Genomic DNA, 19,003 nt, shown 5'->3' with positions numbered 1-19,003 from the left:
ACCGCTCGGCGGTCAGCGCCGGGCGGCCCAGGTAGCCGCGGGCCAGGCCGTCGCCCGCCAGATACAGCTCTCCGGGGGCGCCCACGGGGACCGGACGCAGCGCCGCGTCCAGCACATAGGCGCGCGTGTTGGCGAGGGGGCGGCCGATGGGCGCCGTGCCCTCGGCGTTGCCGTCGTCGTACCAGGCGGTGGCGTAGACGGTGGTCTCGGTCGGGCCGTAGATGTTGGAGATGCGCGCGTCGGGCAGCAGCCGCCGCAGCTCGCGCACCAGCCGGGGCGGCAGCGCCTCGCCCGCCAGCACCACGTCCCCCGCCGACAGGTCCAGGCGGCCCGCGCCGAGCAGCGCCGCCATCGCCGACGGCACACCGCTGACGAGCGATCCGTGCCAGCCGCCGCGTTCGGCGACCTCCAGCAGGTCGCGCACCACCTCCACCTGGCCGCCGACGGTGAGCGGGACGAGCCACTCGAACACCGACACATCGAAGCTCAGCGACGTGGAGAACAGCACGCGGCGCAGCCGCTCGGCGCCGAAGTCGCGTGCCGCCCACGCGCAGAAGTCGACGGCGTTGGCATGGGACACCACGACGCCCTTGGGCCGTCCCGTGGAGCCGGAGGTGTAGATGACGTACGCGGCGTTGCCGGGACGCAGCGGGCGCACCCGGTCGGCATCGGTGACGTCGGCGTCGGAGTACTCAGCCAGGTCCAACGCGTCCAGTTCGACGCGCGGCGCCCCCTCGGGCAGCGTCGTCGCGCTCGTGGTGACCACGCAGGCGGGGGCGGCGTCGTCCAGCATGAACGCGATGCGATCAGCCGGGTAGGCGGGGTCGATCGGCAGGTAGGCGGCCCCGGTCTTGAGCACCGCCAGCGCCGCCACCACAAGATCCACATCACGCGGCAGCGCCAACCCCACCCGGTCCTCCGGGCCGACCCCCGAACCGATCAGATGACGCGCCAACCGGTTCGCCCGCCCGTTCAGCTCCGCATACGTCAGCGTCGCACCGCCATGCGCGACCGCCGCCGCATCGGGCGTGCGGGCGGCCTGCGCCTCCACCAGGTCCGGCACGACGGCGGGCGGCACCGGCACGGCGGTGTCGTTCCACTTCTTGAGCACCAGGGCGCGTTCGGCGGCGTCCACGATCTCCACGTCGCCCAGCCGCGTGGCCGGGTCGACCCGGCCCAGCGCCCGCAGCAGCCGCAGGTACCGCTCCTGGTGGGCGGCGACCTCGCCGGGCGTGTAGAGGGCGGGGTGCGCGTCGAAGTCGACGCGCAGGCCGGCGCCGTCGAAGTTGTCGTAGATGTTGATCGACAGGTCGTCCACCGGTCCGGTGGTGAGGGCGTGCATCCGCCCGGGCAGGCCCGCGAAGTCCAGCCGGTAGTCGAAGGCCATGATGTTGATGACCGGCCCGTGCAGGCGGCGCCGCTCGCCGAGCAGCCGCAGGTCGCGCAGCAGGTCCTCGCGCCGGTAGCGCTGGTGGCGCAGCAGCCGGGCGGCGGTCCGGGAGGTGGTGCGCACCAGCTCCTCGACCGTCATGTCCGGCCGGACGGCCACCCGCAGCGGCAGGATCGTGGCCATCATCGCGGGCGTGGCGAGCGCCAGCTCGGACGCCCGGCCGGCGACCGCCATGCCCAGGATCACCTCGTCGGTCCCGGTCATCCGCGCGACGTACGCGGCGGTCGCGGCGATCGCCAGCGCGGGCGAGGCGGTGCGCAGCCGCCGCGCGCCGGCCGCCAGCGCGGCCGTCTCCTCCGGCGACAGCCGGGCGACGCGGCTGTGGTAGTCGGCGGTCGGTTCGGCCAGGCCGTCGCTCAGGCCGACCGCGAGGGGGCGGTCGGCGAACCGCTCCGTCCAGTAGGCGCGGTCGCGCCGGAAGCGGTCGGACTCGCGGTAGGCGGCCTCCTCGGCCAGCACCTCCCGGTACGAGCCGCGCGGGGCGGGCCGGTACTCCTCGCCGCGGGCCAGCCGGGTGTACAGCTCGGCGGCGCGGCGGCTGATGATCGAGCCGCTGTAGGCGTCCAGGATGACGTGGTGGGCGCGCAGGAACCACCAGTGCAGGCCGGGCGCGAGGCGCAGCAGGGCGGTCACGTACAGCCGGTCGGCGTCCAGCGGCAGCGGCTCGGCCAGGCGGGCGCGCATCCAGGCGCGGGCGGCGGCGCGCGGGTCCGCCGCGCCGCTCAGGTCCACCAGCGGGATCGTCGCCGAGGGGTCCGGGTCGAGGATCTGGCCGGGCTCCCCGCCGCGTTCGGCCAGGCGCACGTGCAGCGCCTCGACCTCGTGCGCGGCGATTCGCGCCACGCGGTCGAGCAATTCGTGGTCGACCGGGCCCTCGATCTCGATGTACTGCGCGATGTGAATCGGCGTATCGGGCGCCAGCTGCTGGGCGTACCAGATCGCCCGCTGCGCCGACGAAAGGGGCACGTACTCAATGGAGGACATCAAGGCAAATGCTTTCCCGGTCGCGGGGGGATTCGATTTTCGCGAAGAGTGACCACCGAACTTCGGGCCGTTTCTCCGTCCCCTTTCCCCGAGTACCGCCCGGCACCCCGTGCACCGAGCGCACCGCCGCGGCCGCGGCCCGGATCAACAGACGGGTGCATGCGGCCGCCACTTCGCCGGCCCGGATGGGGGTCCGCCCTCCGACCTTGTCTACCGCCGAGTAGCGGGCCCACAGTCAACCAGCCCGCGCCGCGCACTGGCAATCCCCCAAAAAGCAGAAGTTGACCGCGGGAAATGCTCACGGCCGTGACAAAAAGGCGGGCCCGCCACCCTGCCCCGCGGCCGCCGGACGCGCGGGATGTGACAAAGGGCGGCAACCGCAAAGGGACGATGCGACTACGTTGCGTTATGATCCCGGGGGTGCCTCGTGGACGATGACGGCGGCGGCGCCGACGGACGGATGCCGCCGCAGCACGGCCTCGATCTCGCCCAGCTCCATCCGGACGCCCGCGATCTTGACCTGGCGGTCCACCCGGCCCAGGTACTGCAGCACGGGCCGGTCCCGTCCGCCCTCCCCCGGCGGCAGCAGCCTGACCGCGTCGCCGGTGCGGTAGAGCCGTCCGCCCGGCTCGAACGGGTCGCGGTAGAACGCGGCGCGAGTGCGTTCGGGGTCGCCCAGGTAGCCGCGTCCCACGCAGATGCCGCCGACGAACAGCTCGCCGGTCTCGCCGATGTCGCAGGCGCTCCACGAGCCGTCCTCCTCCCCGTCCTCGGGCGAAGGGGCGCGCAGCACATACAGCCGCGTGTTGACGATCGGTGTGCCGATGGGCAGGCGCAGCAGGTCCAGATCGCCTTCGGTCACGGTGTGGTGGGTGACGTCGTCGGAGCACTCGGTGGGGCCGTAGGCGTTGAGCAGCCGCGCCTGCGGCATCGCGGCCAGCCAGCGGCGCGCCAGCTCGGCGGGCAGCTCCTCGCCGGTGGCGATCATCCAGCGCAGCCCGGCCAGCGCGCCGGCCTGGCCGGGCGCGGCCGCCAGGTCGTCCAGCAGGTGCCGGACCATGGTCGGCACCAGCTCCACCACCGTGATGGCGCGGCGCCGCACGGCCTGCGCGAACGCGACCGGGTCGTGCGCGGTCGCGTCGTCGACCACCTCCACCCGGCCGCCCACCAGCAGCGGGCACAGCATCTGCCAGACCGAGATGTCGAAGCCGAGCGGGGCGGTCTGGGCCACCGCGTCGGCCCCGGTCAGCTCCAGGTCGACGATCTTGGCGTACAGGTGGTTGATCATGCCGCGGTGCTCGACGACCGCGCCCTTGGGGCGGCCGGTCGAGCCCGAGGTGAACAGCACGTACCGGGGCTGGTCCAGCGACTCCAGCCGGGCGGGGCCCGTCCACTGCGGGCATCCGGCCGCCTCGCCCGCCCGCACGATGCGGCAGCCCGCCGCGCGCGCCCCCTCGGCCAGCGCCGAGTCCTCCGCCGAGGCGTCGTCGGCTGCCAGCAGCAGGCCGGCCCCGGCCTGGGTCAGGACGTCGCGGACGCGGGCGGCGGGCCAGGCCGCGTCGGCGGGCACGTACAGCGCGCCGACCAGCTCGATCGCCAGGAACGCGGCCACCACGGCGGCGCACCGCTCCCCGCCGACGCCCACGACCGTGCCCGGCCCGGCGCCCGAGCGCTCCAGCAGGGTCGCCAGGCGGCGCGCCTCGGCGGCCAGCTCGGCGTAGCTCAGCGCGCGGTCGCGGTCGCGCACGGCGGGCCGGTCGCGTTCGGCCGCGATCCGCTCGACCCGCGCGATGACGGGTTCGTCCAGGTCGACGGCGTGCTCGCGGGTCATCCCGTGCCGGTCGGCCAGCCGCCGGGCGCGGGCGATCTCGGTCTCCGGCAGCGGCGGGACGGGCAGTTCGTCCAGGGTGAGCAGCCGGTCGACGGCCCGTCCGCGAACACTCATGATCACTCTCCGTGAGGTCCAACATCGTCCCCGTCATCGGCGGAAAACCGCCGCGGCGTCAGCTTATGGCGCCTTCCGGGAAGATTCCCGCTTTCCACACTACCCGCGGGTAAGCAGGGGGTTGCGGGGCGACATGCCCGAAGGTACGGTGATGATCCGCCATGGGACTCTTCGTCTCGGGCGCGGATTCGGGGGGAACTCGGGAAGCGCACGGAAAGCCATTCGCGGAGAATTCGGCACGGTTCCGGGGCCTCCACCGAACCGCCAATTGATATTTGTTCGAGGGTGGCAGCGTGCCCATCATCAGCTCGCCGCAGGACTTCAATGTCGAGGATCTCTACGTGGACCTCCGGCCGGTGCTCGGCTGTCCCCTCTACCTCAAGTGCGAGGGCTTCAATTTCGCCGGGTCGGTCAAGCTGAAGGCGGCCGCCCAGATGATCGACGCGGCGGAGCGGGACGGCTCGCTGACGCCCGACTCGATCCTGGTGGAGTCGTCCTCGGGCAACCTGGGGGTGGCGCTCAGCATCATCGCCGCCGCCCGCGGCCGCCGGTTCGTCTGCGTCACCGACCCGCGCTGCAACCCCGCCACCATGCGGCTCATGCGGGCGCTCGGCGCCGAGGTCCGGGTCGTGTCCCGCCCCGACGCGGCCGGCGGCTACCTGGCCAGCCGCATCGCCTACGTACGGGAGCTGTGCGCGTCCGACGACCGCTACCTGTGGCTCAACCAGTACGCCAACCCCAACAACTGGCTCGCGCACTACCGCGGCACCGCGCCCGCCATCGACCGCGGCTTCCCCGGCCTGGAGGTGCTGTTCGTCGGCGCGGGCACCACCGGCACCCTGATGGGCTGCGCCCGCTACTTCCGCGAGCGGGGGCGCCCGGTCACGATCGTGGCGGTGGACGCGGTCGGCTCGGTCACCTTCGGCGGCGTCCCCGGACGGCGGCTCGTCCCCGGCCTGGGCACCAGCTGCCGCCCCGCGCTGGTGGACGAGTCCTACATCGACGACGTGGTGTACGTGCCCGAGGCCGACACCATCCGCACCGTGCACCGGCTGTCGGCGCACGGCTTCCTGTTCGGCGGCTCCACCGGCACCGTGGTGTCGGGCGCCGAGCGGTGGCTGGCCGCCAAGTACCCCGGGGCCGACCCGGTCGCCGTCGCGATCGCACCCGACCTGGGCGAACGCTACCTGGACTCGCTGTACGAGGAGAGCTGGCTGCGCCGCCACTTCCCCGACCTGGTGCCCGAGCTGTTCCCCGGCGCCGAGCCCGACCCGCTGTCCGAGCCGACGGTGGAGGCGCCCGCCGAGGAGCCCGCGGCCGCGCCCGCCGGCGACGCGGCCCGGGAGCTGACCGCCGTTACCGACCTCACCGATCTCACCGACCCGCGACGGAGCCGCCCATGAACCAGCCCCCCTCCTTCGCCGTGATCTCCGGCGACCAGGTGAAGGACGCACTCGACGGCCGCGAGCGGCGGGTCGTCGAGACCGTCGAGGCCGCCTACCGGCGGCACGGCGAGGGCGGCACGGTCAACCCCGACTCCTACTTCCTGCGCTTCCCCGACCGGCCGGCCGACCGGATCATCGCGCTGCCCGCCTCGCTCGGCCACGTGCACGGCGTCAAGTGGATCTCCAGCTTCCCGGAGAACGTCGCGGCCGGGCTGCCCCGCGCGTCCGCCGTGCTGATCCTCAACGACGCCGAGACCGGCTACCCGTTCGCCTGCCTGGAGAGCTCGATCATCAGCGCGGCCCGCACCGCCGCGTCCGCCGCCCTGGCGGCGACCCGGCTCGCCGACGCGCGCGGCGTCCGCCCCCGCCGCGCCGGGTTCGTCGGCGCCGGGCTGATCGCCCGCTACATCCACACCTACCTGCGCGCCGCCGGGTTCGCCTTCGACGAGGTCGGCGTGCACGACCTGGCCGCCGCGCACGCCGAGGGCTTCAGCGGCTACCTGCGGCGCGCCGGCGAGACCGCCGTGACCGTGCACGATAAGGCCGAGGACCTCATCCGCTCCTGCGACCTGGTGGTCTTCGCGACCGTGGCGGGCGAGCCGCACGTCGCCGACCCCGGCTGGTTCGCGCACGCGCCGCTGGTGCTGCACATCTCGCTGCGCGACCTGTCCCCCGAGATCATCCTGGCGTCCTGGAACGTCCTGGACGACGTCGACCACTGCCTGAAGGCCGGCACCTCCCCGCACCTGACCGAGCAGCGCGTCGGGCACCGCGACTTCGTCGCCGGGACGCTGTACGACGTGCTGACCGGCGCCCTCGTCCCGCCCGCCGACCGGCCCGTGGTCTTCTCCCCGTTCGGCCTGGGCGTGCTCGACCTGGCCGTGGGGCTGCACGTGTACGAGCACGTCGCCGCCGCGGGCGGGCTGCACACCGTCCCCGGCTTCTTCCACGAACTCGACCGCTACAGCTGAATTGCCCGGCTCGTGGCGGGCATGGGCCGTGCATGACCGAACCACGCGGCGACGTCCAGGAACTGTCCGACTTCGAGCTGGCGGTGTACGAGGCGGTCGCCGAGATCGACACCGACGGCGGGGCGGCCGACCTCGCCGGGCTGATCCGGCAGCTCGGCCGGCCCGAGGAGGACGTCCGCGCGGCGCTGGCGCACCTGCTGGCCGTGGACCATCTGCGCACGTGCGGCACGGGCTTCGTGCTGGGGCCGCACGACTGGTCCCCGTGAGGCGCGTCCGATCAGGAGTGGCCGCTGACGGGGTGCGGCCGGTAGGGGGTCTCCAGGCGGGTCTTCTCGTCGTCGGTGAGCGTCAGCTCGGTGGCGGCGACCGCCTCGGCCAGGTGGGCCTCCTTGCTCGCGCCGATGATCGGCGACACCACCCCGGGCCGGTCGAGCAGCCAGGCGAGGGCGACCTGCGCCATCGACACGCCGCGCTCGCCGGCGACCTCCCGCACCGCGTCCACGATGTCGAAGTCGCTGTCGCCGGTGTAGAGGCTGTCGGCGTACCGGTCGGTGCGCGACCGCTTCGTGTGGCGGCCGCCGTCGCGGTCGCGGGTGCCGGCCAGCAGGCCGCGGGCCAGCGGGCTCCACGGCGTGACGCCCACCCCCTGGTCGAGGCAGAACGGGATCATCTCCCGCTCCTCCTCCCGGTAGACCAGGTTGTAGTGGTTCTGCATGGACACGAACCGGGTCCAGCCGTTGAGCCGCGCGACGTACTGGGCCTTGGCGAACTGCCAGGCGAACATGCTGGACGCGCCGATGTAGCGGGCCTTGCCCGCCCGCACGACGTCGTGGAGCGCCTCCATCGTCTCCTCGATGGGCGTCTCGTAGTCCCAGCGGTGGATGATGTACAGGTCCACGAAGTCGGTGCCGAGCCGCCGCAGCGACGCGTCGATCCCGTCCATGATGTGCTTGCGCGACAGGCCCCGGTCGTTGGGCCCGGAGCCCATCGGGTGGTAGACCTTGGTGGCGAGCACGTAGTCGTCGCGGCGGGCGAAGTACTTGCGCAGCAGCCGCCCGGTGATCTCCTCGCTGGCGCCCTCGCCGTACATGTCGGCGGTGTCGAAGAAGGTGACGCCCGCCTCGACCGCCGCCCGCACGATCGGCGCCGCCGCGTCCTCGTCCACCGCCCAGGGCCGCGTCTCGCTCACGCCGAACGTCATCATGCCCAGGCAGATCCGCGACACCTTCAGCCCGCTGCCGCCCAGCCGCACGTACTCCACTGCACCGGCCCCCGCGTGTACGACGATCTCTTTTCAAGATCGTACACGCGGGTGTCAGAACAGCTCTGACGTGTCCAGTTCGAAGGCGAACGGCTCCGGCAGCGCCAGCGGCCTGCCGAACGGCACGCGCACGTCGGCGACGTAGTCGTCGTCCTTGGGCTCGCTGAACACTGTGACCGTCTTCTTCTCCCGGTCCACCAGCAGGTACAGCGGGATCCCGGCGCGGGCGCAGCAGTGCCGCTTGGCCCCTCGGTCGGGCTCTGGCCGCGAGGAGGTCACCTCCACCACCGCACCGGCCGCCGCTCGGAGTGACGAGGCCCTTGTTGGCCCAGAAGACGAACTCGGTGCGGCTCTTCCGGATGACCTGTCGGACGATCATGAAGATGTTCATGTCATGTCCGCCGCCGGGGGGTGGTGTCACGACGATCTCTCCGTCGATCAGCTCTGCTCGGAAACCCTCGGGGGTGTCGAGAGTGAGGAAACCTTCGAGGAGGGTGTCCTCATGCGTCTGTGGTCATGAGCCATGACGGTCATGCCCTGCTCCCTTCCTCGTCGCCGAGATCGCAGTAGCAGAGCGCCATTTTTCGTGTGCGAATCGTGACGGACAATCCTTCACCTCCAGCCTACGGGCCCGGACTGGCGCGAACCCACAACCGTGCGACAGGATGTCGTTACCAAGCGGTCGTTTGGTTGGGAGGTTGGGAGATGGGGTCGGCCGTCGGGACCGAGGAGCAGCGGGAGCTGCGGGAGCTGCGGGAGCTGCGGGAGACGCTGCGGCGGTTCTTCGCCGACAAGTCGCCGAGCGCGCAGGTGCGGCGGCTGATGGCGACGGACGAGGGGTACGACCCGAAGGTCTGGGCGCAGATGGCCGAGCAGCTGGGGCTGCAGGGCCTGGCGATCCCCGAGGAGTACGGCGGGGCCGGGTTCGGGATGCGGGAGCTGGCCGTCGTCATGGAGGAGATGGGGCGGGCGCTGGTGTGCGCGCCGTTCCTGTCCTCGGTGGTGCTGGCCGGGTACGCGCTGCTGCACTCCGGGGACGAGGACGCCGCGCGCCGGCTGCTGCCGGGCATCGCCGACGGGAGCGCGCTCGCCGCGCTGGCGTGGATGGAGGACGAGCGGTGGGACGTCCGGCACGTGGAGATGGCCGCCCGGCCCGCCGGGGACGGCTGGGTGCTCGACGGCGTCAAGACCTACGTGCTGGACGGCCATGTCGCCGACCTGGTCCTGGTGGTGGCGCGCCGGGAGGGGCGGCCCGCGCTGTTCGCCGTGCGCGGCGGCGCGGACGGGCTCACCCGGGTGCCCCTGCCCACGCTGGACCAGACGCGGAAGATGGCGCGTCTGGAGTTCGACGGCGTGCGGGCCCGGCCGGTCGGGGCCTACGACCCGCGCGTCCTGGACATGGCGGCGGTGGCGCTGGCGGCCGAGCAGCTCGGCGGCGCGCAGCGGACGCTGGAGATGACGGTCGAGTACGTCAAGGTGCGCCGCCAGTTCGGCAGGCCGATCGGCGGCTTCCAGGCGGTCAAGCACCGGTGCGCGGACATGTTCGTGCTGGTGGAGTCGGCCCGGTCGGCGGTGCTGCACGCGGCGGACACCGCCGACGGCGACCCGGAGGGGCTGCCCGCGGCCGCCGCGCTGGCCAAGGCGTACTGCTCGGAGGCGTTCTTCCACGTCGCCGCCGAGGCCGTCCAGCTCCACGGCGGCATCGGCTTCACCTGGGAGCACGACGCGCACCTGTACTTCAAGCGGGCGAAGGCGTCGCAGGAGCTGCTCGGGTCCCCGGCGGCGCACCGGGCCCGGCTGGCCCGGCTCGCCGGGATCACGGGTGCAGCGGCAGGCCCTTGAGCATCTTGTCCAGGGGGTTCTTCTTGTCGTACAGGGCCAGGCCGACCAGCGGCATCTCCTCGGCGGTGACGGCGCGGACGGTGGCGCGGTTGTCGTCGTCGTTGCCGGTCTTGAACATGTCCTCGATGTAGACGGCCGTGCTCGTCCCGCGGGCCAGGGCGCGGGCGTGGACGCGGGCGAGGTCCTCGGCGCTGCCCGCGTAGACCAGCACGGGCTGGCGGAACGTCGGCAGGTAGCGGTCGCCCGAGGCGTTCTCGTAGGGCTCGCCGATCAGGTCCGGGTGCCCGGCGGCGACCGCGCCGGCCAGGAAGGCGGTGACGTTCATCCGCTGCCAGGCGGCCAGGTCGTCCCGCACCACGATGGCGATCTTGGTGTCGAAGCGCATGCGGGCCATGCTGGCCGGGGGCGGATCCGGCCGTCTTGTACGCTCGTGCGCGTGAGCGGCGAGTGGACCCGCTACTGGCGCGCCGGGGACCGGCCGCTGGAGGCCATGCACGCCCGCTTCGAGCGGCGCTCCTACCACCGGCACAGCCACGAGACGTACTCCTTCGGCGTCACCGAGGAGGGGCAGCAGGCGTTCCGGTGCCGGGGCGCGGCGCACACCAGCGCGGCCGGGATGGTCATGGCGTTCAACCCCGACGACCCGCACGACGGCGGGCCCGCCGACCGGACCGGGTTCACCTACCGGATCGTCCACCTGGGGCCCGAGCTGGTGGAGGACGTGCTCGCCGACATCGCCGGGCGCCCGGCCGGACTGCCGCTGTTCGCCGCTCCCGTGGTGGAAGATCCGCTGCTGGCGCGCGACCTGCGCGTCCTGCACCGCGCGCTGCTCGGCGACGCGACGCGGCTGCGCCGGGACGAGCTGCTGACCCGCGCCGTGGCGTCGATGGTGCGCCGCGCCGCCGCCCGCCCGGGCCGGGTGTCCGCGCCCGTCCTGCCGCGGGGCGAGGCGGTGCTGGTCGAACGGGCCCGGGGGCGGCTGCACGACGGCCTTGCGGACGACATCTCCGCCGACGAGCTGGCCCGCGAGGCCGGATGCAGCCGTTTCGCGCTGTACCGGGCGTTCCGGCGGGCGTACGGGATGGGCCCCAGCGACTACCAGCGCCAGCTGCGGCTGCGGGCCGCCCGCCGCCGCATCGCCCGGGGCGAGCCGATCGCCGAGGTCGCCGCGGGCACCGGCTTCGCCGACCAGAGCCACCTGACCCGCTGGTTCGTGCGCTGCTACGGCGTCACCCCGGCCGCCTACCGCCGCGCCGTCCGGTGACGCGGCGTTTGCGGCAGAATGCGGGGCGAAGCGACGGTGAGGAGTGATCGTGGCGGGACGGGCCAGCGGCAGCATCTTCGGGCTGGCGTACGGGGACGCGCTGGGCAAGCCGACCGAGTTCCTCGACATGCGGCGGATCGAGAAGCGGTACGGGCCCGGCGGGCCGCGCGAGCCGGAGGGCGATCCGGCGCTGGTGACCGATGACACGCAGATGGGCCTCGCGGTGGGCGAGGGGCTGCTCGACGCGCTGGACGACCCGCCGTTCACGCCCGATCTGATCACGCCGATCTGGCGGCGCCGGTTCATCGACTGGGCGCGCAGCCCCGACAACAACCGGGCGCCGGGCACCACCTGTTTGCAGGCCATCGGAGAGCTGGCCAGGGGGCGCCCGTGGACGGAGGCGACCATCGTCGGCTCCAAGGGCTGCGGCGCGAACATGCGCGTCACGCCGCTGGGGCTGGCGCCGGGGCTGACGGACGAGCAGCGGTCGGGGGCGGCGCAGCTGCAGGCGGCGCTCACCCACGGCCATCCCACGGGGCTGGCGGCCAGCGAGCTGACGGCGTATGCGGTGTGGTGGCTGCGGGAGGGGCTGGTGGCTCCCGAGGAGCTGCCGCGCGCGCTGCGCGAACGCTGCCACGCGCAGCGCACCAACTACCACGAGCGGTGGCTGGGCGGGCTGTGGCGGCGGTCCGGCGCGCCCACCCCGCAGGAGTTCATCGCGCGGGGCTGGGACGAATGCCTGGCGGCGCTCGACCGCCTGGAGGCGGCGCTCGCCGCGGCCGACCGCGACGCCGACCCGTGCGCGGTGACCGGCGGCGGCTGGATCGCCGAGGAGGCGCTGGCCACGGCGCTGCTGTGCTTCCTGCTGTTCCCGGACGACCCGGTGGCGGCCATCCGGCGCGGCGCGGCCAGCTCGGGCGACTCCGACTCGATCGCGTGCCTGGCGGGGGCGTTCGCGGGCGCCCACCTGGGCATGGACGCCTGGCCCGCCGACTGGGCGACGCGGATCGAGTACGCCGACCGGCTGGCGCGCCTCGGCCGGGCGTGGGACTGACCCGCCCGGAGCGGGTCGCTCCGGGCGGGTCGCCTGGTGCGGGTCACCCGGACGCCGACCAGCCGCTCCACGCGTCGATCGTGACGGCGATGACGGGCCCCTCGGGCGGGCGCCAGCGGTACTGGGCGTAGCGGTCGCACAGCAGGGCGATCGGCCCGGCCATCCGCGCGTCGTCCTCGATGACGCGGGCGTGGCCGTCCGCGCGCACCCACCACAGGCGCTCCCAGTCGTCGTCGTAGTGGTCGGCCAGCACCGACACGTGCGGGTTGGCGCGGATGTTGGCCAGGCGGCGCAGGTCGCGGGTCCGCTTGGGCTTGTGGTCGACGGCGGTGTAGAGGACGCCCCGGCGCACGGCGAAGGTCACCGGCACCAGGTGCGGGCGACCGTGCTCGTCCACGGTGGCCAGCCGGGCGACCGGGGCCGAGGTGAGCCGCGCCCAGGCGGCGTCCTGCGTGAGCCTGGGCATACCCGCAGCCTGCCACGGACGCCGTCCGCGGCCCAGGGCGGGCACGGGGTCAGTCGCGGAACCGCGGGGGGCGCAGGCCGCGCTCGGTGACCTTGGCCAGCTCCTCCTCGGTCAGGATGCGCGGCTCGCCGATCATCTTGGCCCGCACGTACACGCCGCACAGCCACTCCAGCAGCCGGGCGTTCTCGTACGCCTCGTCCAGGTCGCGGCCCAACGTGACGCCGCCGTGGTTGCCCATCAGCGCGGCCCGCCGGTCGCCTTCCAGGGCCTTGCGCACGTTGGCGGCGAGTTCGGGGGTGCCGTAGGTGGCGTACTCGGCGACCCGCACCACCCCGCCGAGCAGCAGCGTCGTGTAGTGGATGGCGGGCAGCTCGGTCATGGTGCTGGCGACCACGGCCCCGTAGGTGGAGTGGGTGTGCACGACCGCCGAGGCGCCGGACGCCTCGTAGATCGCCAGGTGCATGGGCGTCTCGGAGGACGGCGCCCGCTCCCCTTCCACGACCTGCCCCGACATGTCCAGCACCGGGCAGTCCTCCGGCGCCATCCGGTCGAGCATCATCCCGCCGGGGGTGACCGCCACCAGGTCGCCGACGCGCACGCTGATGTTGCCGGAGGACCCGGTCACCAACCCCGTCTCGGCCAGCTGCCGGCCGATCCGGCACACCTCGGCGCGTTCGTCCGCGAGCAACATTGCAATCTCCTTCACCTTTACCGGCTGCCACGCCGTACGCTATGGCTTTGCCGATCCGCGGGATCGCCGGTCAAGACCGCGGTCAACGCGCCGGAGGCCGTCGGCGCCGGGCCGGGCGCGGCGCCGGGGATCGGTTCCGTCCTGACAGCCCCGCGCGCCGCGGCCGGGCGGGGGCGGGCTAGATGCGGCGGTCGCGGTCCTTCCAGTACGGGTCGCGCAGGACGCGCTTGTAGAGCTTGCCGGTCGGGGTGCGGGGCATGGCGTCGACGAAGTCGACCGAGCGGGGCGCCTTGTAACCGGCGAGCGCGGCGCGGCAGTGCGCGATCAGCTCGGCGGCCAGCGCGTCGGACGGCGCGTACCCGTCGGCCGGCTCCACGGCGGCCTTGACCTGCTCGCCGAACTCCTCGTCGGGCACCCCGAACACGGCCACGTCGCGCACCGCCGGATGGGTGATCAGCACGCCCTCGATCTCGGCGGGGTAGATGTTGACACCGCCGCTGATGATCATGTCGATGGCGCGGTCGGCGAGGTAGAGGTAGCCGTCCTCGTCCAGGTAGCCGATGTCACCGGTGGTGAACAGGCCGTCGGGGCGGTGGATGGAGCGCGTCTTGTCCCGGTCGCCCCAGTACTCCACGTCGTCGCCGCTGGTGTAGCGGAACCACAGCGTGCCCGGTTCGCCGGGCGCGGCGGGCGTGCCGTCGTCGCGCAGCACCCGCAGCTCGGTGGTGGGCAGCGGGCGGCCCACGCTGCCCGGCCGCTCCAGCCACTCCGCCGAGCTGATCACCGAGTTCACCGACGCCTCGGTCGAGCCGTAGTACTCGTACACGATCGGCCCCAGCCACTCGATCATGCGGCGCTTGATCTGCGGGGAGCAGGGCGCGGCGCCGTGCCAGACGGCCTGCAGGCTGGAGCCGTCGAACGCGGCGCGGACGGCCTCGTCCAGGCGCAGCAGCCGGACGAACTGGGTCGGCACCAGGTGCACGTGGGTGATCGCGTGCTCGTCGATCAGCCGCAGCGTCTCGGCCGGGTCGAAGCGGCGCCGCATCACCACCGGGCGGCCGCGCAGCAGGAAGACGTGCGAGAACAGCCACTGCGCGGAGTGGTAGACGGGCCCGACCAGCAGCGACCGGCCGCCCTCGGGGATGCGCAGGATCCCGGCGAAGGTGTCGCCGATGAGCACGGCGGTGTCCAGCGGCGCCCCGGCGGTGACGAGCTTGCGGGTGACGCCCTTGGGCCGTCCGGTGGTGCCGGAGGTGTACATCATCGGGTAGCCCATGACCTGGCCGGCGGGCTCCCCGTCCGGCCCGCCGGCCAGGAACTCCTCGTACGGCGCGAACCCGGGGACGTCGCCGCCGACCGCGATGCGGGCGGCCAGGTCCAGGCCGTCCGCGGCCCCGGCGGCGACGTCGCCGAAGGCGGCCTCGCTGAACAGCGCCTTCGCCCCCGAGTCGGTGAGCACGTAGCGCAGCTCCCCGGCCGTCCAGTGCCAGTTGACCAGCACGTAGCGCAGGCCGACGTGCCCGGCGGCGCACATCAGCTCGAAGTACTCGCGGCGGTTGCCGGAGTGGAGGGCGATCGTGTCGCCGGTGCGCAGCCCCAGTGCGCGCAGGGCGTTGGCGAGGCGGTCGGTCCGGGCGTTCAGCTCGGCCCAGGACGTGGCGCCCCGCTCATCGGTCAGCGCGGCCTGGTCGGGACGGGATTCGGCGTAGGGACGCAGCAGCTCGGCCATGGCGACCTCCCGGCGGCTGGACAACGGCTCCAGAACCGGACTCTAGTCCTCCATGTGACCGGCGTCACGCGGCGAAGCGGCGGGCGGGGCGGCGGGCGGGCAAGGGAACGGCCCGGTGACGCGACCGCGCCGCCGCGTCACCGGGCCGTTCGGGAAACTTAGACCCCGCCGGTATCCCGACGGTTTCTCCCTTATTAAGAAGTACGCACCAAATCGATGCCCTTCGTCCCACTCCCCCGGCCGCCGAGCACCGCCTCGGCCGCGCCGACGAGCTGGGCGAGCCGGAACACCTCGGTGCGGTGGAACGGCGGGGCGTCCTTGCGCGCCACCACCAGCACCCACGCACCGTCCTCCGGCCCGCCGATCGGGCAGATCGCGTACTGGGTGCCGTCGGGGGCGGTGAAGGCGCGCGGCCGCAGCGGCGCCAGGTCCGGCAGCTCCGGCTCCGGCCCGGCGGCCAGGCTGCAGTGCACCAGGGCGTGCCCGTCCGGACCGCCCTCGGCCAGCCCCGCCCAGTCGGCGCTGAGCAGGCCCGGCACGGCGTCGGCCAACGTCAGCGGCCCCCGCTCGGGCGCGGCGGCCAGCTGCCCGATCAGCGCCGCGTCCGGAAAGGCGCCCTGCGGCTCCACGGTCGGCCAGATGCCGACCGCCTGCACGCCCGGCACCGATCCGAGCCCGTCGAGCAGGCGTTCGAACCCCGCCCCCGCGGGCCACATGACGGTGAAGTCGTCCAGGGCCCGCCCGCCGTCGCGTTCCAGGACGGCCATCTGCACCACGTCGGCGCCCGCGGCCCCCAGCATCCGCGCCACCCTGCCCAGCGAGCCGGGACGGTCCGGCAACCGGACGCGAATCCGCAGCAACATGGCCCACCTCCTGTGCTCGAACGGTTCGGTTCAGGTTGCGAGAGCCGCGTTTCGGATCTGTTACCGCCGCATGTCGAACCCGACAAACAGGCGGAGGTAGGGCAAACCTACGACGAGGCGGGTCAACGAAAAGTCCCGGGAAGGTCAACGGCGGACCTACCCTCGCCCCCGGCGGCCCGTTAGGGTTACTGCACGTGTCGAGCGCTCCGGATCCCCGAGTTGACGAGGTCTCCGCCGAGACCGCCGACGAGACCGCCGACGAGGCCGACGCGCGCCCGCCCGCGGGGGCCGCCGAGTCCACCGGGGCCGCCGAGTCCACCGAAGCCGCCCAGGCCGACGCGGCCGGCACCGAGGGCGACGCGCTCGCCGGGATCCGCGACGCGCTGGCCGCCCTGGCCGCGCGGCTCGACCGCGAGCACGAGCGGGCCGCGCACCGCGAGGCCGTGATCGACCGCCTGCACGAGGAGAACGAGCGGCTCCGCCGCGGCGAGCTGCAGGCGGCCCTCGAACCGCTGCGCGCCGCGCTGTACCGGCTGCACGACCAGGCCCGCCGCGAGGCCCGCCGCTGGTCCGAGCCCGACCCGCCCGAACCGGCGCACGCCGCCGCGCTGCTGGAGGCGGTGGCCGACGAGATCGCCGACGCGCTGGCCCGGTCGGGCGTGGAGCGCTACACCGCCCGGCCCGGCGAGCCGTTCGACGCGGTGCGGCACCGCCCGGTGGCGGTCGAGCGGGTCGCCGACCCGGCGCTGGCGGGCACCGTGCTGTGGGCGCGCTCGGACGGGTTCGAGCAGGCCGGACGGGTGGTCCGCAAGGCCGAGGTGTGCGTCGCCAAGCCCGCCGCGGGCCCGTCCGCCGACCCCGCCGATGACGCGGCCGCGGCCGCCGGACGCGCCGCCGGCACGGCCGCGAGGCCGGATCCGGCCTCCGCCGCCGATCCAACGAGTGGGCAAAGTCACCCACGCGAGGCCGGGAGGAGCGAGACGATGTCGGCAACGGCGTCGACGTCGTCGACCGCATCGGCAACGCCCTCCGCGTCCAGCGCCCGCCGCGCCACCGCGGGCGGCGCGCCCGGACCAGGTAGCGATAGGTGAAGGGGACATGGCCGTCTACGGGATCGACCTGGGAACCACCTACTCCTGCATCGCCTGCATCGACGACGTGGGGCGACCCACGGTCCTGCGCAACCTGGAGGGCACCGACACCACGCCGTCGGTGGTGTACTTCGAGAGCGGCGACAACGTGATCGTCGGCGCCACCGCCAAGGACACCGCGGTGCTCGAACCGGAGAACGTGGTCAGCCTGATCAAGCGGGACATGGGCCGCGACGTGACGCGCACCATCCACGGGTTCGAGTACACCCCCGAGGAGCTGAGCGCGTTCATCCTGCTCAAACTGGCCACCGACGCGCGCACCAGCACCGGCGAGGAGGCGCGCGACGTGGTGATCACGGTGCCCGCCTACTTCGGCGCGGCCGAGCGCGACGCCACCCGCAAGGCCGGGCGGATCGCCGGGCTGAACGTCATCGACATCGTGTCCGAGCCGATCGCCGCGGCCGTCACCTACGGGGTGCTCAACCCCGACACCGACCGCACCATCCTGGTGTACGACCTGGGCGGCGGCACGTTCGACACCACCGTGATCGCGCTGCGCGGCGGGCACATCGAGGTGGTGTGCACCGACGGCGACCACGAGCTCGGCGGCGCCGACTGGGACGCCCGGCTGGTGGAGTACCTGGCCGAGCGGTTCCGCGCCGAGCACCCGGACGCGTCCGACCCGCTGGACGACCGGCAGACCGAGCAGCAGCTGCGCCGCGACGCCGAGGACGCCAAGAAGGCGCTGAGCACCCGCACCTCCCACACCGTCCGGGTGATGCACGACGGGCGGGTCGCCGCGATCGAGGTGACCCGGGAGAAGCTGGAGGAGCTCACCAAGGACCTGCTCGACCGCACCATCGAGATCACCGGGCGGACGCTGGCCACCGCCGCCGACAAGGGCGTGCGCGACTACGACGACCTGGTGCTGGTGGGCGGCTCCACCAAGATGCCGGTGGTGGCGGCGCGGCTGGAGACCGAGCTGGGCCTGACGCCCCGGCTGCAGGACCCCGACCTGGCGGTGGCCAAGGGCGCCGCGCTGTACGCGTTCGAGGAGACCTACCGGCGGCTGGTCGCCGAGGGCGCGGCCGACCGCGCCGAGGAGATGGCCAACCGCGCGGGCCTGACCACCGAGCAGCGGCGGCAGATCGCCGGCCGGCAGATCAAGACGGTCGCCTCGCACGCGTTCGGCATCGTGGTGGTGGACCGCGAGACCGGCGCCGAGCACGTCGCGCACCTGGTGCACGCCAACGACGAGCTGCCCGCGGCCAAGACCGAGGACTTCTTCACCGTCCACGACGACCAGACCGCCGCCGACATCCGGGTGATGGAGCAGGCGGGCAGCGTGGAGTCGGCCGAGGTCGCCGACAACAACGAGATCGCCACCGGCGAGGTGCGCATCCCGCCGGGCAAGAAGGCGGGCTGGCCGGTGGAGGTGACGTTCGCGTTGGACTCCTCGGGGCTGCTCAACGTGACGGCGGTGGAGAAGGAGACCGGGGACACGCTGGAGTTGAAGATCGACGTGGGCGGCATGTCCGAGGAGGAGGTCGAGAAGTCCCGCCGCGCCCTGTCGCGGGTGCAGGTGAGCTGACGCCCGGGAGGGGGAGACGCCCTCGGTGGGCTTCGACGAGGACTACCAGCGCGAGGTGCTGGAGCCCGCCCGCGCGGCCGGCGACCAGCCGCCGGAGGACCTGCGGCTGCGCTACGCGCTGCCCGAGCGGCTGGAGCCGGAGGCGGTGGCGGCGCGGGTCAGGCTGGTGCGGCAGTGCTGGCGGCGGTCGCGCGGCCAGCTGAAGTACCGCCGGCTGATCGACCGGCTGGAGGCCGAGCACCGCGAGCTGGCCCCGGTGTTCGCGGCGGCCGAGCGCGGCGATCTGCGGCCGCTGACCGAGCGGCGGCGCGGCGAGCCCGAGCGCGCCCGGCAGCGCCGGTCGCAGGCGCGGGCCC

17 protein-coding genes and 1 pseudogene are annotated in these 19,003 nt (G+C 73.8%); 9 read left to right on the top strand and 9 right to left on the bottom strand.

All coding sequences use genetic code 11. The features are described from left to right. Both ABD879_RS27230 and ABD879_RS27225 read right to left on the bottom strand, forming a co-directional pair. On the bottom strand, positions 1 to 2,434 hold a 2,434-nt coding region (locus ABD879_RS27230), incomplete at its 3' end, for an amino acid adenylation domain-containing protein (protein ID WP_345024493.1). Positions 2,435 to 2,840: 406 nt separating this feature from the next. Next, the gene (locus ABD879_RS27225; RefSeq protein WP_345024492.1) at positions 2,841 to 4,379 is read right to left on the bottom strand and encodes an amino acid adenylation domain-containing protein; all 1,539 of its coding nucleotides are present in this window, start codon (positions 4,377 to 4,379) and stop codon (positions 2,841 to 2,843) included. Between the two features lie 293 nt (positions 4,380 to 4,672). On the opposite strand from ABD879_RS27225, the gene sbnA reads away from it, so the two are divergent. Genes sbnA through ABD879_RS27210 form a run of 3 tightly spaced genes read left to right on the top strand, consistent with a single transcriptional unit; the run spans position 4,673 to position 7,061 of the window. Beyond that, positions 4,673 to 5,782 (top strand): 2,3-diaminopropionate biosynthesis protein SbnA, encoded by a 1,110-nt coding sequence (sbnA, locus tag ABD879_RS27220; RefSeq protein WP_345024491.1) that lies wholly within the window; start codon positions 4,673 to 4,675, stop codon positions 5,780 to 5,782. Beyond that, positions 5,779 to 6,795 (top strand): 2,3-diaminopropionate biosynthesis protein SbnB, encoded by a 1,017-nt coding sequence (gene sbnB / locus ABD879_RS27215; protein WP_345024489.1) that lies wholly within the window; start codon positions 5,779 to 5,781, stop codon positions 6,793 to 6,795. Before sbnA ends, sbnB begins: the two co-directional genes overlap by 4 nt. 32 nt (positions 6,796 to 6,827) lie before the next feature. After that, positions 6,828 to 7,061 carry a hypothetical protein gene (locus ABD879_RS27210; protein ID WP_345024488.1) on the top strand — a complete coding sequence of 78 codons (234 nt, stop codon included), beginning with the start codon at positions 6,828 to 6,830 and terminating at the stop codon, positions 7,059 to 7,061. Between the two features lie 11 nt (positions 7,062 to 7,072). Here the strand turns inward: ABD879_RS27210 and ABD879_RS27205 are convergent, their stop codons facing one another. Together ABD879_RS27205 and ABD879_RS27200 are read right to left on the bottom strand one after the other, a co-directional pair. Next, entirely contained in the window at positions 7,073 to 8,056 is a 984-nt protein-coding gene (locus ABD879_RS27205) for an aldo/keto reductase (RefSeq protein ID WP_345024487.1), read from the bottom strand. A gap of 54 nt (positions 8,057 to 8,110) precedes the next feature. After that, entirely contained in the window at positions 8,111 to 8,335 is a 225-nt protein-coding gene (locus ABD879_RS27200; RefSeq protein ID WP_345024486.1) for a Uma2 family endonuclease, read from the bottom strand. 426 nt (positions 8,336 to 8,761) lie between these two features. Between ABD879_RS27200 and ABD879_RS27195 the strand changes: the two genes are divergently transcribed. Further along, positions 8,762 to 9,898 carry an acyl-CoA dehydrogenase family protein gene (locus ABD879_RS27195; protein ID WP_345024485.1) on the top strand — a complete coding sequence of 379 codons (1,137 nt, stop codon included), beginning with the start codon at positions 8,762 to 8,764 and terminating at the stop codon, positions 9,896 to 9,898. On the opposite strand, the gene ABD879_RS27190 is transcribed toward ABD879_RS27195, so the two are convergent. Continuing rightward, positions 9,873 to 10,283 carry a DUF2000 family protein gene (locus ABD879_RS27190; RefSeq protein WP_345024484.1) on the bottom strand — a complete coding sequence of 137 codons (411 nt, stop codon included), beginning with the start codon at positions 10,281 to 10,283 and terminating at the stop codon, positions 9,873 to 9,875. The two genes, ABD879_RS27195 and ABD879_RS27190, sit on opposite strands and share 26 nt — an antisense overlap. 51 nt (positions 10,284 to 10,334) lie before the next feature. Here ABD879_RS27190 and ABD879_RS27185 point away from each other — a divergent pair, with 51 nt between their 5' ends. Both ABD879_RS27185 and ABD879_RS27180 read left to right on the top strand, forming a co-directional pair. Then, complete coding sequence (locus ABD879_RS27185) at positions 10,335 to 11,162, top strand: AraC family transcriptional regulator (protein ID WP_345024483.1); 828 nt, start codon at positions 10,335 to 10,337, stop codon at positions 11,160 to 11,162. Between the two features lie 49 nt (positions 11,163 to 11,211). Next, positions 11,212 to 12,216 carry an ADP-ribosylglycohydrolase family protein gene (locus ABD879_RS27180; protein WP_345024482.1) on the top strand — a complete coding sequence of 335 codons (1,005 nt, stop codon included), beginning with the start codon at positions 11,212 to 11,214 and terminating at the stop codon, positions 12,214 to 12,216. A 43-nt stretch (positions 12,217 to 12,259) separates the two neighbouring features. On the opposite strand, the gene ABD879_RS27175 is transcribed toward ABD879_RS27180, so the two are convergent. The 4 genes from ABD879_RS27175 to ABD879_RS27160 form a co-directional block, all read right to left on the bottom strand. After that, entirely contained in the window at positions 12,260 to 12,682 is a 423-nt protein-coding gene (locus tag ABD879_RS27175; RefSeq protein WP_345024481.1) for a TIGR03668 family PPOX class F420-dependent oxidoreductase, read from the bottom strand. 49 nt (positions 12,683 to 12,731) lie between these two features. Further along, the gene (locus tag ABD879_RS27170; protein ID WP_345024480.1) at positions 12,732 to 13,373 is read right to left on the bottom strand and encodes a class II aldolase/adducin family protein; all 642 of its coding nucleotides are present in this window, start codon (positions 13,371 to 13,373) and stop codon (positions 12,732 to 12,734) included. 178 nt (positions 13,374 to 13,551) lie between these two features. Further along, on the bottom strand, positions 13,552 to 15,102 hold the full coding sequence (locus ABD879_RS27165) for an AMP-binding protein (RefSeq protein ID WP_345024479.1): 1,551 nt from the start codon (positions 15,100 to 15,102) through the stop codon (positions 13,552 to 13,554). Between the two features lie 194 nt (positions 15,103 to 15,296). After that, the gene (locus ABD879_RS27160; protein ID WP_345024478.1) at positions 15,297 to 15,965 is read right to left on the bottom strand and encodes an ACT domain-containing protein; all 669 of its coding nucleotides are present in this window, start codon (positions 15,963 to 15,965) and stop codon (positions 15,297 to 15,299) included. Between the two features lie 194 nt (positions 15,966 to 16,159). Between ABD879_RS27160 and ABD879_RS27155 the strand changes: the two genes are divergently transcribed. From ABD879_RS27155 to ABD879_RS27145, 3 genes and pseudogenes are all read left to right on the top strand, one after another. Further along, positions 16,160 to 17,056, top strand: a complete 897-nt coding sequence (locus ABD879_RS27155; RefSeq protein ID WP_345024476.1) for a nucleotide exchange factor GrpE — start codon at positions 16,160 to 16,162, stop codon at positions 17,054 to 17,056. Positions 17,057 to 17,063: 7 nt separating this feature from the next. Continuing rightward, complete coding sequence (locus ABD879_RS27150) at positions 17,064 to 18,647, top strand: Hsp70 family protein (protein WP_345024475.1); 1,584 nt, start codon at positions 17,064 to 17,066, stop codon at positions 18,645 to 18,647. A gap of 25 nt (positions 18,648 to 18,672) precedes the next feature. Beyond that, positions 18,673 to 19,003 (top strand): annotated as a pseudogene (locus ABD879_RS27145) (hypothetical protein); the annotation flags it as partial.

It is taken from the genome of Actinomadura keratinilytica (assembly GCF_039539665.1).
GTDB lineage: Bacteria > Actinomycetota > Actinomycetes > Streptosporangiales > Streptosporangiaceae > Spirillospora > Spirillospora keratinilytica.
The sequence above is the reverse complement of the archived record's forward strand: the minus strand, read 5'-3'. Positions and strand labels throughout refer to the sequence as shown.